Source organism: Vibrio sp. 10N.286.52.C3 (assembly GCF_041468865.1).
Taxonomy (GTDB): domain Bacteria; phylum Pseudomonadota; class Gammaproteobacteria; order Enterobacterales; family Vibrionaceae; genus Vibrio; species Vibrio crassostreae_C.
In genome coordinates this window covers 205,024-224,832 of sequence record NZ_JBFRJM010000028.1, presented here as the reverse complement: position 1 = coordinate 224,832, position 19,809 = coordinate 205,024, and the positions used below count along the sequence as shown (strand labels likewise).

General features: G+C 45.6%; 16 protein-coding genes. 9 read left to right on the top strand and 7 right to left on the bottom strand.

Going from position 1 to position 19,809, the window contains the following annotated elements; genetic code table 11:
- Positions 1 to 13: 13 nt before the first annotated feature.
- Positions 14 to 1,321, top strand: a complete 1,308-nt coding sequence (locus tag AB4138_RS11970) for an LssY C-terminal domain-containing protein (protein ID WP_372306182.1) — start codon at positions 14 to 16, stop codon at positions 1,319 to 1,321.
- A 78-nt stretch (positions 1,322 to 1,399) separates the two neighbouring features.
- On the opposite strand, the gene AB4138_RS11965 is transcribed toward AB4138_RS11970, so the two are convergent.
- From AB4138_RS11965 to AB4138_RS11950, 4 genes are all read right to left on the bottom strand, one after another.
- Positions 1,400 to 2,746 carry an ATP-binding protein gene (locus AB4138_RS11965; RefSeq protein ID WP_372306179.1) on the bottom strand — a complete coding sequence of 449 codons (1,347 nt, stop codon included), beginning with the start codon at positions 2,744 to 2,746 and terminating at the stop codon, positions 1,400 to 1,402.
- 121 nt (positions 2,747 to 2,867) lie between these two features.
- The gene (locus AB4138_RS11960) at positions 2,868 to 3,527 is read right to left on the bottom strand and encodes a response regulator transcription factor (RefSeq protein WP_017060377.1); all 660 of its coding nucleotides are present in this window, start codon (positions 3,525 to 3,527) and stop codon (positions 2,868 to 2,870) included.
- A 61-nt stretch (positions 3,528 to 3,588) separates the two neighbouring features.
- A complete protein-coding gene (locus AB4138_RS11955) occupies positions 3,589 to 3,987 on the bottom strand; it encodes a PepSY domain-containing protein (RefSeq protein ID WP_017066076.1) in 399 nt (132 codons plus the stop codon).
- Positions 3,988 to 4,167: 180 nt separating this feature from the next.
- Entirely contained in the window at positions 4,168 to 5,910 is a 1,743-nt protein-coding gene (locus AB4138_RS11950; RefSeq protein WP_017066075.1) for a DEAD/DEAH box helicase, read from the bottom strand.
- Positions 5,911 to 6,007: 97 nt separating this feature from the next.
- Between AB4138_RS11950 and rsuA the strand changes: the two genes are divergently transcribed.
- The 3 genes from rsuA to AB4138_RS11935 all read left to right on the top strand — a co-directional run bounded on the left by rsuA (position 6,008) and on the right by AB4138_RS11935 (position 8,713).
- Positions 6,008 to 6,703 carry a 16S rRNA pseudouridine(516) synthase RsuA gene (rsuA, locus tag AB4138_RS11945; RefSeq protein WP_372074199.1) on the top strand — a complete coding sequence of 232 codons (696 nt, stop codon included), beginning with the start codon at positions 6,008 to 6,010 and terminating at the stop codon, positions 6,701 to 6,703.
- A 133-nt stretch (positions 6,704 to 6,836) separates the two neighbouring features.
- Positions 6,837 to 8,054, top strand: coding sequence for a Bcr/CflA family multidrug efflux MFS transporter (locus tag AB4138_RS11940; RefSeq protein ID WP_136974835.1), 1,218 nt, complete (start codon positions 6,837 to 6,839; stop codon positions 8,052 to 8,054).
- Entirely contained in the window at positions 8,054 to 8,713 is a 660-nt protein-coding gene (locus AB4138_RS11935) for a DUF2913 family protein (RefSeq protein WP_372306176.1), read from the top strand. The genes AB4138_RS11940 and AB4138_RS11935 overlap by 1 nt, the downstream gene beginning before the upstream one ends.
- Before the next feature lie 125 nt (positions 8,714 to 8,838).
- Here AB4138_RS11935 and AB4138_RS11930 read toward each other — a convergent pair whose 3' ends face one another.
- On the bottom strand, positions 8,839 to 10,269 hold the full coding sequence (locus AB4138_RS11930) for a DUF2867 domain-containing protein (RefSeq protein ID WP_017066073.1): 1,431 nt from the start codon (positions 10,267 to 10,269) through the stop codon (positions 8,839 to 8,841).
- A gap of 98 nt (positions 10,270 to 10,367) precedes the next feature.
- Here AB4138_RS11930 and AB4138_RS11925 point away from each other — a divergent pair, with 98 nt between their 5' ends.
- The 5 genes from AB4138_RS11925 to nhaA all read left to right on the top strand — a co-directional run bounded on the left by AB4138_RS11925 (position 10,368) and on the right by nhaA (position 17,546).
- Positions 10,368 to 11,741, top strand: a complete 1,374-nt coding sequence (locus tag AB4138_RS11925) for an MATE family efflux transporter (protein ID WP_017060384.1) — start codon at positions 10,368 to 10,370, stop codon at positions 11,739 to 11,741.
- Positions 11,742 to 11,863: 122 nt separating this feature from the next.
- Positions 11,864 to 12,535: an ABC transporter ATP-binding protein gene (locus AB4138_RS11920; protein WP_017060385.1), complete on the top strand. Its 672-nt coding sequence runs from the start codon at positions 11,864 to 11,866 to the stop codon at positions 12,533 to 12,535.
- Positions 12,516 to 14,969, top strand: a complete 2,454-nt coding sequence (locus AB4138_RS11915) for an ABC transporter permease (protein WP_137001714.1) — start codon at positions 12,516 to 12,518, stop codon at positions 14,967 to 14,969. Before AB4138_RS11920 ends, AB4138_RS11915 begins: the two co-directional genes overlap by 20 nt.
- Positions 14,959 to 16,107 (top strand): lipocalin-like domain-containing protein, encoded by a 1,149-nt coding sequence (locus AB4138_RS11910; protein ID WP_017068753.1) that lies wholly within the window; start codon positions 14,959 to 14,961, stop codon positions 16,105 to 16,107. The genes AB4138_RS11915 and AB4138_RS11910 overlap by 11 nt, the downstream gene beginning before the upstream one ends.
- Positions 16,108 to 16,382: 275 nt before the next feature.
- Positions 16,383 to 17,546, top strand: coding sequence for a Na+/H+ antiporter NhaA (gene nhaA, locus AB4138_RS11905; RefSeq protein ID WP_372074202.1), 1,164 nt, complete (start codon positions 16,383 to 16,385; stop codon positions 17,544 to 17,546).
- Positions 17,547 to 17,766: 220 nt separating this feature from the next.
- Here the strand turns inward: nhaA and AB4138_RS11900 are convergent, their stop codons facing one another.
- Both AB4138_RS11900 and AB4138_RS11895 read right to left on the bottom strand, forming a co-directional pair.
- Positions 17,767 to 18,378 (bottom strand): OmpA family protein, encoded by a 612-nt coding sequence (locus tag AB4138_RS11900; protein ID WP_017060388.1) that lies wholly within the window; start codon positions 18,376 to 18,378, stop codon positions 17,767 to 17,769.
- Complete coding sequence (locus AB4138_RS11895; RefSeq protein WP_372306173.1) at positions 18,378 to 19,685, bottom strand: TolC family outer membrane protein; 1,308 nt, start codon at positions 19,683 to 19,685, stop codon at positions 18,378 to 18,380. Before AB4138_RS11895 ends, AB4138_RS11900 begins: the two co-directional genes overlap by 1 nt.
- Positions 19,686 to 19,809 lie beyond the last annotated feature (124 nt).

Genomic DNA, 19,809 nt, shown 5'->3' with positions numbered 1-19,809 from the left:
CGTTGAGGTTGTTATGTTTGATGGACTAGGGTTGTTTCTGGGAGCATTGGGTGATGCTCTCATTGGCCCAAACCTATTTGTACCGGGAGAGCCCTTCTTTATCGCAGCGGGCTTTCAGCTGTATTCAGGTGCATGGATGGCGTTGGTTTTAGTGATGCTAGGTGGTTTGCTTGGTGACCAACTCAGTTATTTCATTGGTTATAAATACGGTGCTAAGGCGCAACGAAGGCTCATTAAGTTTCGTCCTAAAACCAAAAGATTAATTGCGCGCTGCCGCTATCTGGTTGCTCGCAAAGGCACGTACATCATTCTTTTTGCTCGTTTGTTAGGGCCTATTGCTTGGGTTGTGCCATTTATAGCTGGCTCGCATCGTGTACCGTGGCGCAACTTCAGTGTATTAGCCTTTATCGGCTTGGCCCTTGGTGGCGGACAGTTTGTTGCTTGGGGTATGTTACTGGCACACGGCGTTGAAAACTTTCCGTGGCTTAATAGCCTTAAGATATTTATCTCTGAGCATCATAGTTTGATCGTCGGGGTATTAGCGGTATTGGTTTTCACCATTATTGGTTATCGAATGAAGTGGCGACGTTTGGTACTTAAGTCGAGTGCGCTGTTATTGGCGTGGGTATTGTTTGCAAATTACGCACACTTTTTCTGGAAGGCCGATGATTTTCAGAATCAACAAGGTACGGCTCAAATTAGTAAAGTAGATTGGAACTCGGTTTCCTATAAAGCATTCCCAGGGAAATCGTCATTCTATTCAGCACAAGCGATCAACGTGATTTATGTTGGCGCAACCCCAAGAGATTTAATGCAGCAATTAGGCTGGATAGAGAATCAAACCTTTTCTAGAAATGAGATTGAATGGGCTGGTTATCTCGCATTGCTCAGAGACAAAACGCCGCCAGTGTCCGATTTATATTGGCGAGATAAGCCGCAAGATATGGCGTTTCAATTGCCGGGTAACCTGATGAAGCGCAGCCATATTCGCTGGTGGCGTGCTGGTGTTGATATTCAAACTAATCAGCCTCAATGGTTAGGCGCAATCAGCTATGATGATGGCCTTAAAGTCACTCCTTATTCAGGTATTGTGACCATACTTCATAACATTGACCCTAACGTTGATGAAGAGCGAGATAGGCTCGCTAATCAGATTCGTACGTTACTGCCTGATATTGAGTTAGATAAGTATCCATTGGCAACTGTGGAAGTGATCGATGAAGATCATGATTATTATACTGATGGTAGAATTTTAATGATTGGAGCAACGACCCTGAGTGATGATTCCCAAGCTTGGGATGTCGCTGTGAACGATATATAGAGTTTGTATATAAGGTCGATAGAACTAAGCCCTAGCATTACGTTAGGGCTTATTGTGTTTAACTTTTACTTAGCTTGTTCAGCCTTTACTTATTTTAAGTACCAGAGAGGCTTTTAATCCGCCCATTGAGCTCTTGCCGAGCGTTAAGCTGCCTCGGTAACTGTGCGCCATTTCATTTACGATGTTAAGCCCCAAGCCTGTTCCTGGTGTGGTTTCATCGAGTCGAACGCCACGTTTGGTCACTTGCTCAAGTTTCTCTTCAGGAATGCCTTGGCCATCATCTTCAATCACCAATTCTATGTTGCCATCGTCGAGTTCATTTGCATGGACTCGAATAATGCTGCTCGCCCACTTGTAACTGTTCTCGAGTAGGTTACCGACCATTTCATCAAGATCGGTTTTTTCTACCGCCACTTCAATCTCAGAGTCTAGCTCGTTAATCATGGTGACTTCATTGGCGGCATACACTTTATCAAACGCCATTGAGATCGCTTCGACACGCTCGCAAGGTGAAGACTTCACAGAAAGAATGTTCATTGCACCGGCCATACGCGCTCGGCCAAGGTGATAATCTATTTGGCTTTGAATCTGATGAATGGGCTGTTGCAGCAGTGCTTTGTCATCCTCGGGCAGTCGCTCTATCTCATTTTTCAGAACGGAAAGCGGTGTTTTCAACGCGTGAGATAGGTTTCCAGCGTGGTTGCGAGCTCGCTCCAATAACTCTTGATAGTGGAAGAGTAGGGCATTGAGGTCAGAAACTAGCGGAGAAACCTCTTTCGGGTAGTTATCGCTTAACCCTTGTTGCTCGCCGTTTCTTAACATTACCAGTTCACGTTGCATCTTGCTGAGTGGTAATAACGACCAACTGACTTGAATGCCGATGAGCAGTAGCACACCCACAAACAACAACATCAGAATCAACCATACTTGACTAGTAAGCTCGGTCAATGTGGATTCTAGTGGGTCTTCATCAATACCTATGGTGATGGTAACGGGCTCATTTAGTTCAGGTAAGTAGATGTCTTGCTCAATGTAAATCAGCTTCTCATCTTGTGGCCCTTTGACCGATGTGTGGATAGGAGAACGCTTGATGGTGAGGTCTTTGTCCCATAGAGATCGAGCTCGAATAATCTGGTCTTGGGTAGCAGCTCGCCAATAAATACCACTGTAGGGTTGGTTAAACCTAGGGTCAGACAGACGCTCTGCCATGATGAGGTTACCATTGTCGTTGGTTTCTATGTTGGCGGTTAACTCGTCCATGGTTAGGCTGAGCTGTTGCTTGACGTCATCGACCAAGTAATCGTTAACCAACTTAGGTATTCCAACGCCTGCCGCTAATATCATCGCACCTAGCCAAAAAGCCGCGGCGAGGAGCAAGCGGCTTTTTAGACTGATGTTTTTCAGTGTTCGTTTTTTTAGATTCATACGTTATCAGCCTGTCTTTGCTCATCTTGCTATGAGAACAACGATGGTCAGCACAGGCTGTCCACTTAATTGATGGTTGTGCTTAAATTGACGACTGCTCTTAGCTTAATTAAATACAGCATTATTCAGCATTCAGTTGGTAGCCAAGGCCACGAACGGTTTTGATGATCTTAGGTGCGATTTTCTTACGAATACGCCCGATAAACACTTCCACGGTGTTTGAATCGCGGTCGAAGTCTTGTTTGTAGATGTGCTCAACCAACTCAGTGCGCGAGATAACCTTGTTTTGGTTATGCATGAAGTAAGCAACAACTTTGTACTCTAATGCTGTCAAGCTGACGGCTTGGCCTTGCCATAACACTTTAGAACTGCGTGTATCTAGGCTTAAATCACCAATTTGAAGTATCGGTGCCGCACTGCCTGACGCTCGGCGCAGTTGAGCTCGGATACGGGCAATCAGCTCGACCATCTCAAATGGCTTAGTTAGGTAGTCATCAGCACCGGCGTTCAAGCCCTCAACACGTTGAGTTAGCGTGTCACGAGCACTTAAGATAATCACTGGCGTGTTGATGTTTTCGTCTCGAATGCCTTTTAATACCGTTAGGCCGTCAAGCTTAGGTAAACCTAAATCGAGGACAATCGCGTCCCATTCTTCTGACGTTGCACGGTAGAGTGCGTCGATACCATCTTGAGAGAGCTCTGGAACCCAGTCGGCCCCCTCAAGTGTTTCAATAATTTGTTGGCCCAAACGAGGCTCATCTTCAACGACTAAAATTTTCATAATTGTTCTTCTAATTTCTTCTAATGACTGTTCGTCGTGCTTAGCTCTTCGTCGTACGTAACTAGTCGCCGTGTTTAATTGCGTCTTTAAAGTTGCGGCCTTTGATCATAAGCATTTCTAACGTCTCAGCGTTGTATTCGACTTTGATGATGTTGTTTTGGTAATTGATTTTTAGTTCATACACCCAAATGTCGTCATCTTCTTCTAGTTCTACTTTAATGATTCTGCCATGAAGATCGTTTTCAACCGCCGCATACATTTCTGAGAAAGGGCGAATGTAGCCTTCTCGTACGGCTTCATAGACTTCGTCTTGATCTTCTTCAAATTCGATGCTGGTTCCTGCTTTATGAACGTCCTGCACTAATTCATGACCATTATGATGTGAGTCAGCCCATGCGCCAGCAGAAACAAATAAGCCTAAGCTTATAGAAAACAAAGAAATCATAGCTTTACTAAACATAGCGAATCCTAGAGAAGGTTGATAGCGTTCAGTATAAAAAAGTAATTCTGAACAGAAAGTGAACCTGATTAATAATGAGAATTTGATACCGAAAAACTTAACGCTTAAATGACGCAGGCTTTAATACATAAGATTAATTGCCGAGTGTTAAGAACGTAAGACTTACTTTTATTCTTAACCTTAACGCTGCTGTAGTTCGTCTTCGAATATCTTGTCTCTCATTTTCCAAAAGCGTCCGACTTTACGGGCAATCACGAATTGAGGTGGGCGGAATCTATGTTGGTGAGCAACCACTTTCGTCGGTGAGGCTTCTTCGAAAGGGCGATGTCTGTCTGCAAGGTGAGGGCGAACAAACTGGTCTTTGAAGTTCTGCTTCTGCTTTTTGCTGGTTAATGACCAAAACTCATGCACTTGCGCTTGGTTTTCTCCGCGATAGGTGACCTTAAGTTGTGATTTACCTTTCTCGTCTTTAAGCACGTTGAGGTCCATTTCCAAGCATTCAAATACCAAGGCATCTTTTAGGTTCAGTGCTTCTTTTAGCTTTTTGTCTGGGTCGACTAAGGTTGCATCGCACTCATGACAAATGCGCGCAGCAATGTCATTATCAGCACCACATTCACCGCAATATTTCGCTCGGAAGCGATAATTACAGTGCTCGCGCTCGCCCGTGTCTTCATCGGTAAAGTAGCCTTGGCATTTGCGCCCAAAGTGCTCAAGCAAGAAGCCATTGCTGTCTAGCTTGCCCCAAAAGTTATTATTGAAGCCGCACGCAGGGCAAGGGATGGTGATGATTTCACTGTCTGAATCGGGTTTAGGGTCGCCAACCTCAGGTTGGTAGAGGTCGTAACTGTTGCCCGCATAGTCGAGCACCAAACACTCTTTTTTACCCGGAGATAGGCGTAAGCCACGGCCAACGATTTGTTGATACAAACTGATGGATTCTGTCGGGCGCAAAATCGCGATTAAATCGACGTGTGGCGCATCAAAACCTGTGGTTAATACCGATACGTTAACCAAGAACTTGATTTTACGTTCTTTGAAGTCGCTGATAATTTGGTCACGTTCGAGAGTTGGTGTATCACCAATCACAATTGAAGCTTCACCTTCTGGCAATAAGCCGAGGATCTCTTGCGCGTGTCGAACGGTCGCAGCGAATACCATGATGCCTAGTTTATCTTGGGCTAGGTGAATAATCTGATCGACAATCTGTGGGGTCGCTCGTTTCGATTGCTCGATCACCATGTCGAGTTCTGCTTCTTTGTAGCGACCAGTGCTCGCGGGCTTTAACTGCGAAAAGTCATAGCTCAACACGGGTGCATCAATCATGCGTGCAGGAGTTAAGAAACCTTCATCGAGCAGGTAACGAATCGGCAGCTCAAAGATACAGTCGCGGAAGAAACGTGGCTCATCTGAACGCACTTGACCGCGAGTGTGGTATTGATAAATCCAACCCATCCCAAGACGATATGGGGTCGCTGTTAATCCAAGCACCTTGATGCCCGAATTATTCTCGCGTAAGTGAGTGATGACTTTCTGATAACTACTGGTCTTTTCATCGGGAACACGGTGGCATTCGTCGATAACCAACAGCGAAAATTGGTTAGAGAATGAATCGAGATTTCGCACCACAGATTGCACCGAAGCAAACACGACTTGTTGGTCGGTCTCTTTGCGTCCTAAACCCGCAGAGAAAATCGAGCCTTTCAGCCCGTAACCTTCATACTTTTCATGGTTCTGTTCAACCAACTCTTTTACGTGAGCAAGCACCAACACTCGACCTTTCGCAAGCCTTGCTAACTCTGCAATCACAAGGCTTTTTCCTGCACCTGTCGGAAGCACGAGCACTGCCGGAGTTTGGTGTTTTCTGAAGTAATGAATCACTGATTTTACAGAATCAGCTTGGTACGGGCGGAGTGTATACATATCGCGTCTTGTAAGAAGGAAAACAAATAGTGTGAAATAGCTCAACTAATTGAGCAAAGGTGACTATAATACCCGACTTAGATTAGTTGAGGTATTCATGCGTTTAGATAAATTTCTGTGCGATGCATTAGGCGTCACTCGAAGAGAAGCAACACACTTATTAAAATCCAAGGCAGTGACAGTAAATGATGTCATTCAAAAAAGCGGTTCACTCAAGGTAACTGAAGAGTGCGTTGTCGAATGGCAAGGCAATGAACTGAATGTTCACGGCCCACGTTACATCATGCTTTATAAGCCTGAAGGCTTTGTTTGTTCGCATGAAGATAGCGCAAATCGTATCGCGTTTGAATTACTTGATGAAATCAAAATGGACAAGCTGCACTTTGCTGGCCGTCTAGATATTGATACAACAGGTCTTGTGTTGATTACAGACGATGGTAAGTGGTCTCACCGTATCACTTCGCCAAAGCACAAGTGCGAGAAGACGTACCGTGTGTGGTTGGTTGAACCTGTTGAAGACGATTACGTTGAAAAATTCAAAGAGGGCATCCAGCTTAAGAGCGAAGATGGCCTAACACTTCCTGCACACCTAGAAGTTCGTGCAGAGCGTGAAGTATTGCTAACGATTCACGAAGGCAAATACCACCAAGTTAAACGTATGTTTGCTGCTCTTGGTAACAAGGTAGAAGCACTACACCGTGAACGTATTGGCGAAATTGAGATGGACGAATCTTTAGAGTTAGGTGAATACCGTTACCTAACGCAAGAAGAAGTCGATTCAATCTGGAAATAGCCCTTTCGTTGTAAAGCCGACCATGGATAGCGTCGGCTGATGATGTTGACTGGTACTAGGAAAGTCTCAGCCAATCTTTGACTCGCGTACTCACGCTAGTCCCTAGCTCTATCAGTTGAACATTCGGAGAACCATGCAAACATCGACCTCACAGAGCCAAAGCTCCCAACTAGAAACACCTCAATTAGGCTTAGTGCTGTTTTTGATTCTAGGTGCGATTGGTGCACTTACTCCGCTAGCCATTGATATGTATCTGCCAGCGATGCCGACCATTGCTAAAGATCTTGGTGTGACGGCGGGTGAGGTACAAATCACGCTAACAGCCTATACCGCAGGTTTCGCGCTGGGGCAGTTGCTGCATGGCCCGTTGGCGGATAGCTATGGTCGCAAGCCTGTACTGCTTATTGGTGTGTTCTTGTTTGCTATCGCTTCTATGGTGAGTGCGACAACTCATGGCATTGAAGCGCTGACTTACATCCGTACCGCTCAAGGTTTTGCTGGTGCTGCGGCGGCCGTTATCATCCAAGCGGTGGTAAGAGATATGTTCGATCGTGAAGATTTCGCAAGAACCATGTCTTTCGTTACTTTGGTGATGACAGTTGCGCCATTGGTTGCTCCGATGATTGGCGGTTACTTAGCGTTGTGGTTCGGTTGGCGTTCAATTTTCTGGGTTCTGGCTATTTTTGCGGTGATCGTGATTCTGGCGGTATCGATGAAGATCCCAGAAACGCTTCCTGCAGAAAACCGACAACCATTGCGCTTTAAAACAACGATTCGTAACTATGCTCGACTGTGTAAGAACCCAACGGCGATGGGCCTGATTTTCTCTGGTGCATTCTCATTTTCAGGGATGTTTGCGTTCTTAACGGCAGGTTCATTCGTTTACATCGATATCTATGGCGTTCGCCCTGATCTGTTTGGCTACCTGTTCGGCTTGAATATTGTTGCTATGATCTTGATGACGAGCATCAACGGTCGAATCGTTAAGAAAGTGGGCTCTCACGCTATGCTCAGAGTCGGTTTAACCATTCAACTGTTTGCGGGCTTAGGTCTGTTAGTCGGTTGGATGTTAGATATCGGTTTGTGGGGTATTGTGCCATTCGTGATGCTGTTTATCGGCACACTGTCTACCATTGGTAGTAACTCAATGGCGCTACTTTTAAGCGGATACCCGAATATGGCAGGCACAGCATCTTCGCTTGCGGGCACATTAAGATTTGGTACTGGTTCTGTGGTGGGAGCAATTGTTGCAATGCTACCAAGTGACACTGCAGGGCCAATGGCTATGGTGATGGCAGCATGTGCAATACTGTCAGCATTACTATATTGGACATTAGGAAAGAAGGCATAATGTCAAAATACTATATTGAAATTCAGAAGTTAGTGAACGATGCGCTGGGCGAGCTATATGCTCTGCATAAGTCTGGCAAAGCGATCGACGCGCCTATAGCGAACAACCTTTATCTTGTTCGTTGGGTAACAAAAGCGATTAAATCTCAAGCTTATGATCGCGTGATTGTGCCTGACTTAGTTCGCTGGCAGAAACAGGGTCGCTCAAAAGGCAACAACTCTGATTTAACTTTTACCTTTAAACGTATTTCTGCGTTTTACGGACGTTTTTTCCCTGAAGGCGAAGAGCCTAAAACGCTAAAAGACAGTGATGTTGAAGCGTTCATGGACAAAATGTACGAGATGGGTTGGAGCGTATCGAGTGAAGACGAGCTAACGACTGGCGGCAAGATTCAATTCTTCACCGATGGCGAGCACTCTTTTGCTTTATGCGGTAAACAGTGTGACGACTCTTTCGACGGGGAGTTGATGGTTAAGCCAATGAACTGGTTTGTTCGTGGCAACCATGCTGAGTTCATCCAAGCGGCGATGGGAGCGGGCTTCATGCTTCACAAAGTAACGGACTATAAGTCTGCGGTGAAGTATCACGGTGAATACATCGTTTACCCTGCTAACCAAGGCAACCAACTGGCTGAGATCCCAATTAGCGTTATCGGCTAATAGCGGATTCGAGATGAGAGATACGAAGAGCGGAATTATCCGCTCTTTTTTGTCTCTCATAGCGCGTGTCGCTAATTTGCTGTTAAGTCTTTTCGCATCCCGTTACCCGAATCCCGCATCTGCTTTTAATCCTGTTCTTTAGCTTGCTTCTCAATTGCCTTCACCATGCCTTTAAAAATAAACAGGTGGGCTGGCATCATAGCAAACCAATACAGTAACCCTAGAAACCCCTTTGGATGCCACCAAGCCGAGATATTCAGCTCGCGAGAGTCACCGTGGTCAGAGACAGTAATCTCGAGTCGCCCTAAACCGGGGCCTTTCATACCGAAAAGCAGAGATAAAAACTGATTCTCTTCACAGCGAATGACCTTCCATGAATCGATTTTGTCACCGACTTTTAGGTTGGGCCCTTCTGGCATTTGTCGAACCGGTACACCGCCACCGAAAAGAACATCCAACCATTCGCGTGTGCGCCATAAAGTGTTAGCAAAGAAGTAACCTTGCTTCGGGCTTCCGATTTGCTGAGCAACATGCCAAAGCGATTCCAATGAAGCGCTTGAGGTGATACTTGCGCCTGTTTTCTTCGGGTAATAGCCATACCCAGCTTGCCAGCGTTTGAATGCGGTTTTATCAAAGCCCCATACATTGCTTTTGACAAAGTTTCCTTCAGCGTGAATGGCTTGTTCAACCATATTTTCGAACGAGATAAGCTTCTGAGGGTACTTTTCTCTAATGATGGTCGAACTGGCGATGAAGTCGTGCTTTAAGCCTGCAAGTAGTGCTCTACCTATGTTAGACGGTACAGAAGTCACCACACCTAACCAATATGAAGCAATCTTTGGTGTCAGTAGCGATGTCGCCCATAGTCTGAGTGGACGATCGGCGGTTTTAGCAATATGAGCAAATTGGTTTCGGTAAGAGACAATATCCGGCCCGCCAACCTCAAAGGTTTGGCTTTCGCTAGGCGTGTCTTGTGCGAGTTTTAGTAAATAGTGGTTCAGGTTCTGCAAAGCAATCGGGTTGGCTTTAGAGTCAACCCATTTTGGCGCAATCATAATCGGCAAGTTGTACACGAAATCTCGCATGATCTCGAATGCCGCAGATCCTGGGCCAATGATCACGCCAGCTTGAAGTTCGGTAACGGGTACAGGCCCTTTACGAAGCAATTCGCCGGTTTTCTTTCTCGCTTGAAGGTGCTCTGAATCACCAGTCTGAGGCTGTAAAGAACTCAGGTAGATGACGTGTTGATTCTTTGGCCCAAGAGCAGAAACAAAGTTACGGGCTAAGTTCAGCTCATAATCGATAAAGTCGTGGCCTTCCGCCATGCCATGGACGAGAAAGAAGATAAGATCAAAGTCGGGGACTAAGGCTTGTGTCGCAGCTTGATCGGCCAGATCAAGATACTCAAGCGATAAGCTTTCGTGAGGCTCGGTCCGTGCCTTTAAATAGTCGATATGCCTTGCTGCTGCCGTGACTTGATAGCCTTGCTCAAGCAGGAGAGGGAGGAGTTGCGAACCAACATATCCAGAAGCGCCTAAAACCAGTACTTTCTTCATTGTTACTCCATTTATATCTGTGGTTAAAAACCGAACATTGATATAATAGCGCGATATTTATCTTTATTCATCAATACGTTCCGTTTAGGTATCTCTCTATGTTGCTCTCTTCAATTATTCATCACACACGAGGTGATTTTGTTCGCAGGCTTATTGCGATTGCACTGCCCATCACCTTGCAGAGCATTATGTTTTCAAGCCGAGGCTTGGTGGATGTATTGATGTTGGGCCAACTTGGCGAAGCAGACATCGCAGCTGTGGGGGTGGCGAGCCGAGCGATGTTCGTGACGACCATTATGCTGGTGGGTGTTACCACGGGCGGTGCTCTTCTTACTGCTCAATATTGGGGCGCGGGTAACAGACAAGGTGTGAGAGAAAGCACTGCGCTGACGTGGCTGGTGTCGACACTGTTTGCTTTACTGACTATCGCGTTTTTCGTTTCATTTCCTGCACAAATCATGGGCGTGACGACCGACTCTCAAGAGGTCATCAACTTAGGCGTTGAATACATCGTAATTACGTCATTTAGCATGCTAGCGGTATCGTGTGTCAGCAGTATGGCTGTGGGTTTGAGAGCGATGCACAAACCCGGGCTAAGTACATTTTTCAGCGGTATCGGCATCCTGTCTAACGTGTTCTTAAACTGGGTGCTGATCTTCGGTAACTTAGGCTTTCCTGCGCTTGGAATCAAAGGTGCGGCGATTGCGACGGTACTGAGTGGCGCGATTGAAGTCGCGACTTTGTTTGGTTATCTCTATTTCTCTAAGCATTTATTAGCATTTAAGTTTTGCGATATTAAAGCGGCAGCTTCGATTGATAAGGTGGTTCGCTTCTTGAAGCTGTCTCTGCCGACCACGTTTAACTTCTTAGCATGGGCGGGTGGTTTGTTTGCTTACCACGCGATCATGGGGCAATCGGGCGTTCAAGGTCTGGCTGCGCTATCGGTCATGACGCCGGTTGAATCTATCTCATTGAGTTTATTGATTGGCCTTTCGAATGCGGCAGCTGTTTTGGTGGGTAATCAACTTGGTGCGAAAAACAATGAAGCGGTTTACTATCAAGCGCTTGGCTTAACAATTTTGTGTTTCTTAACTAGTATTGTTGTAGCCGTTTTTCTCTATTTCGTTCAAACGCCAATACTTAATGCCTTTAGCGCACTGACGGAAGAAACCAGAGCCCTCTCAGAGAAGTTCATTCTGATCCTCTGTGTGGGTATTGTCATTCGCTCGGTGCCATTGACTGTGATCGTTGGGGTGTTGAGAGCGGGTGGTGATGTGAAGTTCTGCCTCTATCAAGATTTGATTGCTCAGTGGGTGATCGGTATCCCATTGGCAGCCATCGCGGCTATCTATTTTAAGTTTCCACCTGAGTGGGTATATCTGCTTTTCCTAACGGAAGAAGTCCTCAAGTGGGGCGGGTCGCTCTATCGCATGAAAACAAGAAAATGGATTAAAAACTTGATAGGAAGTTGAAGTAGGGCGCACCAATCGCATCACTTTATCGTTGGCGTGTGATCTATCTTTCAAAATACTTCCTCCTAACAGGGAATTAGTGTAGATTCTCCTTCCAAATTCTAACTAATGCGAGCTGTTTAATGTTAAAGCTGTCAGACCTATGTAAAGGCTATGTCGATGGGGGGGAGTTTCACCCTGTTTTGCAAGGTGCTGAATTAACATTAAACCAAGGTGACCAGCTGGCATTAATGGGAGAAAGCGGTTCAGGTAAAAGTACTTTACTGAATCTTATCGCGGGCTTAGACCTAGCGGACTCAGGTGAAATCGCTTTTCCTCACTTCAATATGCACGACTCAACCGAGCGTGACCGCACCGCTTATCGCAGAAACAACATTGGCCATATTTTTCAGCAATTCAACTTACTGCCAACGTTAAATATTGCCGATAACATCCGTTTTTGCCGCCAGTTAAAAGGCTTACCTGAAGACAAAGGTCTCTGGAGACAGATTCTCTCTGCTTTAGATCTTATGCCTTTACTTGGCCGTTACCCTGAAGAAGCGTCTGGTGGCCAACAACAACGTGCGGCCATTGCGCGTGCGCTGTATATGGAACCAAAAATATTGCTGGCCGATGAGCCGACCGGTAGTTTAGATGAGCGTAATGCAGAAGCGGTAATGCGTTTGCTGACCTCTTTGGCTCGTCAATTAGAATGTACGTTGCTGTTGGTAACACACAGTGAAAAAGTAGCTCTGCATATGGATGGTAGGATCCGTCTGCAAGGAGGGCAACTGCATGTTATGGCCCGTAGTTAAGGCACTACTCGGTCACTATCGACGTTACCCACTGCAGATTATTTTGGTATGGCTTGGTTTAACCCTCGGCGTATCACTTTTGGTTGGTGTTACTGCTATCAACCAACACGCCAAGCAAAGCTATGCGCATGGCGAAAAACTCTTTTCGAATCCTCTTCCTTACCGTATTCGACCAAAACACAACGCCAATAAAATCCCGCAAGGCTTTTATATCCAACTTCGCCGTGAAGGTTTTCAACAGTGTTCTCCTCTTGATCACCATCGTATCACTGATGAAAATGGCGCAAACTTCATGGTTGTCGGTATAGATCCTGTTTCTATGCTTCAGCTACAACCTGGTATAGCGTTAAAAGATCTCACCGCTTTGAACCTCATGAAGCCACCATATCCAATCCTTGTCAGTGATGATCTTGCTGAACACATGGAATGGCACAACGGTGATTACATCCCTTTGATGGATGGTTCTGAACTTGGTCCTGTGGTTGTTGATCAAAATAATATGATTAATGGTACAAGGTTGATTGCGGATATCTCCTTGCTCCGAATGCTTAAACGAAGTGCTGGGCTTTCAGTGATTGCTTGTTCAGACATGCCCACTGAGAAGTTTGAACGTCTTAAAAATATGTTACCTAATGGTTTGACGATCTCTCGTAGCTCTAAGGCAGAGCTTGAGTCGCTGACCAGTGCGTTCCACTTAAACCTAAAAGCGATGGGTATGCTGTCGTTTGTGGTTGGCTTGTTCATTTTCTATCAAGCAATGTCGCTTTCTTTTATTCAGCGTCAACCGTTAGTCGGGATTTTAAGACAAACGGGTGTGTCTGGTTGGCAACTGACTAAAGCGCTCTGTTTAGAGTTACTGCTATTGGTTTTACTGAGCTGGATCTGCGGCAATGTATTTGGCGTGATGCTAGCAAACCAATTGTTACCTGCCGTATCTTCAAGCTTGGGCGATTTATACGACGCTAACGTCGGCTTAACGATCGACTGGAATTGGCGTTGGAGTGGTTACAGCTTACTGATGGCATTGATTGGTGCTTTCTTAGCGTGTGCGTGGCCACTGGTTCGTTTACTTAAGTCTCAACCGATTCGTCTGTCTTCTCGTTTGTCTTTGATGCGTTTTGCGGGTACCGAGTTCACTTGGCAAGCGTTGATTGGCTGTGGCTTCTTGGTTGCTGCTGTTGCTGTGTATCAAGCCCCTCAGACTCAAGAAACGGGTTTTGCGATTATCGCGCTAATGCTGATCAGTGTGGCGCTATTTACCCCGTTTTTGATGTGGAAGTTATTTAACAGCCTCTCTTATTCGTTGCGCTGGGTTCGTGCTCGCTGGTTCTTTGCTGATGCAGCTTCCAGTATGAGCTACCGTGGCGTGGCGACGATGGCGTTTATGTTAGCCTTAACAGCCAATATTGGTGTAGAAACCATGGTCGGTAGCTTTAGAGATACCACTGATAAATGGCTAACACAGCGTTTGGCTGCCGATCTGTATATCTACCCAACCAACAATGCCGCTGCTCGTATGAGTAATTGGTTATCCGACCAACCTGAAGTGGATTCGGTTTGGTGGCGTTGGGAGAAAGATGTGGCGTCTCCAGTCGGTAGTATTCAGGTGGTCAGTACGGGGCCTTCTGAAGGTGAGCTAGAAGCGCTGACGATCAAATTAGGTATTCCGAATTACTGGTATCACTTACATCACTCTAAAGGCGTGTTGATCAGTGAATCGATGTCTCTCAAGCTGGGGATTCGCCCTGGCGACTACATTGACCTCTATGATAGTCTCGGCTCTGGTTGGCAGGTTGTCGGTGTTTATTACGATTACGGTAATCCTTACCATCAAGTCATGATGTCGCATCGAAACTGGCTGTATGGCTTTGCAGGGCGGGGTAATGTCGGCCTTGGGGTAATACTCAAAGACGATGTGAATTCATTAGGGCTTCGCAGCCGATTAGAAAGCGTATTCAGGCTTGGCTCCGAGCGCGTTTTCGATAACAACAACATCCACAGTCAAGCGATGCGGGTGTTCGATAGGACGTTCGCGATTGCAGATACATTAGGTAACATCACCTTGGTTATCGCCGTCTTCGGTATTTTCTTTGCGACGGTTGCGGGAGAAGTGTCTCGCCAAAGGCATATTTCCTTGCAGCGCTGTTTGGGTGTCTCGGCGAAAGAACTGATCCTGACAGGTAGTTTGCAGTTGTTTGTGTTTGGGCTTATTTCCTCCTTAATTGCGATTCCGCTCGGATTAGCGCTAGCGAGCCTAATTGTTGATATCGTGATAAAGCAGTCTTTTGGGTGGTCACTTGAGTTACAAGTGATTCCTTGGGACTATTTGCAGACATTTGCATGGGCCATGGCAGCATTGATGCTAGCTGGTGCTTTACCAGTGATGAGAATGATTCGGAACACTCCGATGAAGTCACTGAGGGATGCGCTTTAGTATGTTTTTACGGAATACTTCAACTAAGTTAAGACAACGAATTCTGTCTTCTCTGCTATTAATCAGTTTCTTCGGCATCTTTTTAAGTGTTTGGGGTTATTACTCCTATTTCATCGATCCTGGTGAAAAGGGCGTGAATGAAGTTAACTCAATATTGGTTAATGAACACTTCAATGTGTTCGAACCTGTTTTGCCAGACCGTAATGTTTCGCTACCACAAGATTTTAAGTTCCACCCAGAGTTTCAGCACGAGTGGTGGCATTACTTTGCATCTTTGAAAGGTGATGATGGTAAAGACTATTCGGTCCAGTGGAGCTTTTTCCGTATCGCAACGGACGAACGTGAAACACCAGGGTGGCAAAGCCCTCAAGTCTATATCTCAAATGTAGTGGTCTCTTCTAAGTCCAAAGTATGGAAAGAACAGCGCATGGCTCGTGGCGGCATTGGCCAAGCGGGAATGACTAATCGTCCATTCAGGCTTTGGATTGATAACTGGAACTGGCGTGCACTCGGCAACACCCCATTCCCAGGACGCCTTCAAGTGCAAACAGACACGTTTGGACTTGAACTCGACACCATTGCAAAAGGGCCCTATGTGCTCAACGGCGATAACGGTTATCAGAAAAAGCACGACTTATTACCTGTCGCGTCTTATAACTTCAGCGCTCCATTTTTATCGTTGAGTGGTGTGTTGAACCTAGACGGCGTTACCAAGGAAGTGGAAGGAACTGCGTGGGTACATAAAGAGTGGGGCAGTGGCTTACTTGGAGTGGGCCAACAAGGTTGGGATTGGTTTGTATTTAACCTCGATGACGGCACAGCGCTGAGCATTAACCGCTATCGTCATAACCAACAGTTGCCTTACATATTCGGGACATTAGCAACGCGCTCAGGCAAAGTTTACCAATTAACGGAATCCGACATTTCCATTCAACCATTGCAAAATACAACGTTGATGAATGGAAGACGGATGCCTTTGCAGTGGATCATTAACGTCCCTAAGCATGATATTAACCTCACAACGCGTATTATACGCAGGGATATGTGGCTTCCATTTGTCATACCATATTGGGAAGGGCCGATTAAGGCGAGCGGGAGTCATGAAGCGACAGGCTTTATGCAGTTAACTGGCTACTAAAAAACACCTAAGGCTATAATTTGATAGCCTTTTTTTATGCCTGCGCCTTTTAGCGTCCCCCAATGAATTGTGCATACAGGTTCGATGATCTCATCTATACTTAATTCATGGTGCATAACAACATTATGGAATATACGACGTATTGTTTAGTATTTGTAGGAAAAACCGAAGTTAAACATCCGAAGAAGTGATTATCTATCAATTAAACTTGGATATAAACTCGTGGTTATTCTTTGTTATTCGTTTATTTAAATAATAAATATAAGGGCGAAATCATGACCGACGTCATCCGTGACTTCTTTAAAATGGAATCTGCTGGCGGCATCATACTAGTCATCGCTGCGGCGATCGCAATGTTTGTAGCAAACTCACCACTGAACGAAATGTACCAAGGTGTACTTCACAGTTACGTTCTTGGTATGTCTGTGTCTCACTGGATTAACGATGGCTTAATGGCTGTCTTCTTCCTTCTAATCGGCTTAGAAGTTAAGCGCGAACTTTTAGAAGGCGCATTAAAGTCTAAAGAGACAGCAATCTTCCCAGCTATCGCAGCTGTGGGTGGTATGCTAGCTCCTGCACTTATTTACGTGCTATTTAATTCAAGTAACCCTGAAGCGCTTCAAGGTTGGGCTATCCCAGCAGCGACTGATATCGCATTCGCATTGGGTATTATGGCTCTTCTTGGTAACCGTGTACCGGTTAGCTTGAAGGTGTTCCTATTGGCTTTAGCAATTATCGATGACCTTGGCGTTGTTGTTATCATTGCACTGTTCTACTCAGGCGACCTATCAACGCTTGCGTTAACGGTTGGTTTCATCGCAACTGGTGTGCTGTTCATGCTAAACAACAAGCATGTAACTAAGCTGAGTGTGTATCTCATTGTTGGTGCAATTCTGTGGTTTGCAGTATTGAAGTCTGGTGTTCATGCAACGCTGGCTGGTGTAGTGATTGGTTTTGCTATCCCACTGAAAGGCAATAAAGGTGAACATTCTCCGCTGAAGCATCTAGAACATGCTCTGCACCCATACGTCGCTTTTGCAATCTTGCCAGTCTTTGCTTTTGCAAACGCAGGTATTTCATTGGAAGGTATCTCAATCTCAAGCCTAACAGGTATGCTACCGCTTGGTATCGCTATGGGTCTATTGATTGGTAAGCCTCTTGGTATCTTTGCATTCAGCTGGGGTGCGGTGAAATTGGGTGTTGCTAAGCTCCCTGAAGGTGTGAACTTTATGAACATCTTCGCAGTATCTGTCCTGTGTGGTATTGGTTTTACAATGTCTATCTTTATTTCATCACTAGCATTTGGCCCAACGAATGTAGAGTTTGATACGCTTGCTCGATTAGGTATCCTGATGGGCTCAACGACTGCAGCTATCTTAGGTTACTTCCTGCTAAGTATTTCTCTACCGAAAACTAAGCATCAAGAAGTAAAACTATAATCGGTAGTCGGCTCGCTTAATAGGGAGCCTACTCACTGAGTAACAAGTCAACTTCTGAGTAGCAAGAAGAGTCACAGAGTCTCCCTCGACTCATGTGACGACAAAGAACAAAAAAGCCGTGATGGGCAACCCTATCACGGCTTTATTGATCTTATAACTAAGCTGCTGTTGTTCGACACTCGCTCTATGTCACATCTAGATCCACAGTGACAATGTCACGCTACTTTTCAAGCGTGGTAAATATGGTCCACTCCTCGACGATCTGTTCGCTTAGTCCGACAACTGTGGCTGTTACTCGGCGGTTCAGTGCATGAGACGTAGCATCGTTGCCATCGCTCTCTAAGCGGTTTTCACCGTAACCAACAACTCTTACTCGGCTCGGGTCGATACCATTCGACAACAGTTCATCTTCAACGTGGTGAGCGCGTTTCTTTGATAGCTCTAAGTTGTATTGACTCGCGCCGACTTTACTGGCGTAACCTTGAATCTCTATCGATGCACTTTGGTAGGTTTCTAAGAACTCAGCCATAGTGGTGATTTGATCTGAGAAGATAGGGTTAACTTCATAGGAGTCATTGGCGAAAAGGATGTTCAGCCGTCTGACTTCTTGCGAGCTAACCGTCTCTCCACAGCCTTCGTTGTCTACCAGAGACGACTCTGGTGTGCCAGGACAGGTGTCTCGTGCATTGACCACACCATCGTTATCATCGTCTTGCAGGTCTGAAATTTGCTCCGCTTCTGGCGTTTCTATGTAGGGCTCTTCATTTTGGCTAGAGCATGCACATAGCGTTATCGTTAATGCGGAAAGTAATAAATAAGGTCTCTTCATCATTAATACTCCACTGCCGTTGTCCACTCGTCTGGAATGTCGACCAGTAGAGCGTTCAATAGAGAGCCTGTCGCGTTCATTACACGGTATTTAGCGTACTGTTCAGAGTAATGCGCATCTAAGTAATCTTTGCGGGCTTCAAACAATTCGTTTTCAGTGTTAAGCAGATCAAGTAGCGTACGTTTGCCGATTCGATATTGTTTCTCATAAGCGATAACGGTTTCTGACGCCGAATCCACGTGATCAGACAAGAAGTTCTTTTGTTGTAACGTCAGATCCAATGCACTCCAAGAGAGGCGAAGGCCTTCTTCAACTTGTCGATAAGCACGATCTCTTAGATCTTTTGCTTTATTGAGTTGGTAAGCTGCAGCTTCTGAATTAGCACTATCGGTACCACCGTTGTAGAGGTTGTATCGCATTCTCAACATTGCCAAAGTCTCTTGGCTCGAACCTTCATCGCCTCCAGCATCATCTCGCCATGATTGAGATGCCTCGATAGAGAACGTCGGGTAGTTAACCCCTTTTGATTGTTTGTACTGGAAGTGCGCTGAATCGACATCTGCAGTCGCGACTTTGATGACTGGGTGTTGGTCCAGAGCATCAACAAGCGCGTCTGATAATGACAGAGGAATCATAGAAATATCGGCTCTTGGGTAGACTAAGCCAAGCGGTTCTTGACCCACTATTCTTCTAAATTGGGTGTGGGTATCAATTAGGTTGTTCTGTGCGGCTAATAAGTTGCCGTGAGCTTTTGCAATCCTTGCTTCTACCTGAGATACATCTGCGGTTGAGCCTATGCCTGAGACTGCACGCTTTTTGATGTCTTTATAGATTTTCTTGTGGATAGCGAGGTTACTTTCCGAAAGGGCTAAAACTTCAGTTGCTTTGACTGCATCTAGATAGATTTGTGTTACCTCCAGCGCTTTGTCTTCGGCATCCGCGAGCAATTGCAAACGAACCGATTCTGCTTCTGCGGCAGTACGATCAATATCATTGAGAGTCGATGAACCATCCCACAGCAACTGAGTGAGGGAAATCGTCGCTTCCTTTCTTGTGAGATCGGTATCGGGGCCGTTATTTGGTGCAGGGTTTATGCCTTCGTAACCAATACCAGCATCCAGGTCGATACTAGGTCTATAAGCACCACCTGCGGCGTCATTTCGTTTCCGTACACTCACAAACTCATTAAAGATACTCTTTATCTCAGGGTTTGTAGCCAAGGTAATGGCTACGGCCTGTTCTAAAGTTTGAGCAGATAGTGGAGCTACAATAACTAAGCAACACATAATAGGTAATTTCAACAGTCTCAAAGTAGGTCTCCTTCTACTTTTAAAAGCTCCCGCCGCTTCCCAACAAGCGTTTAACTACTTAATTGAAAAGGGTATTAAACGAAGCTTAGGACATCTGCAAGAAATTGCTAAGTTTGTTGGCTTT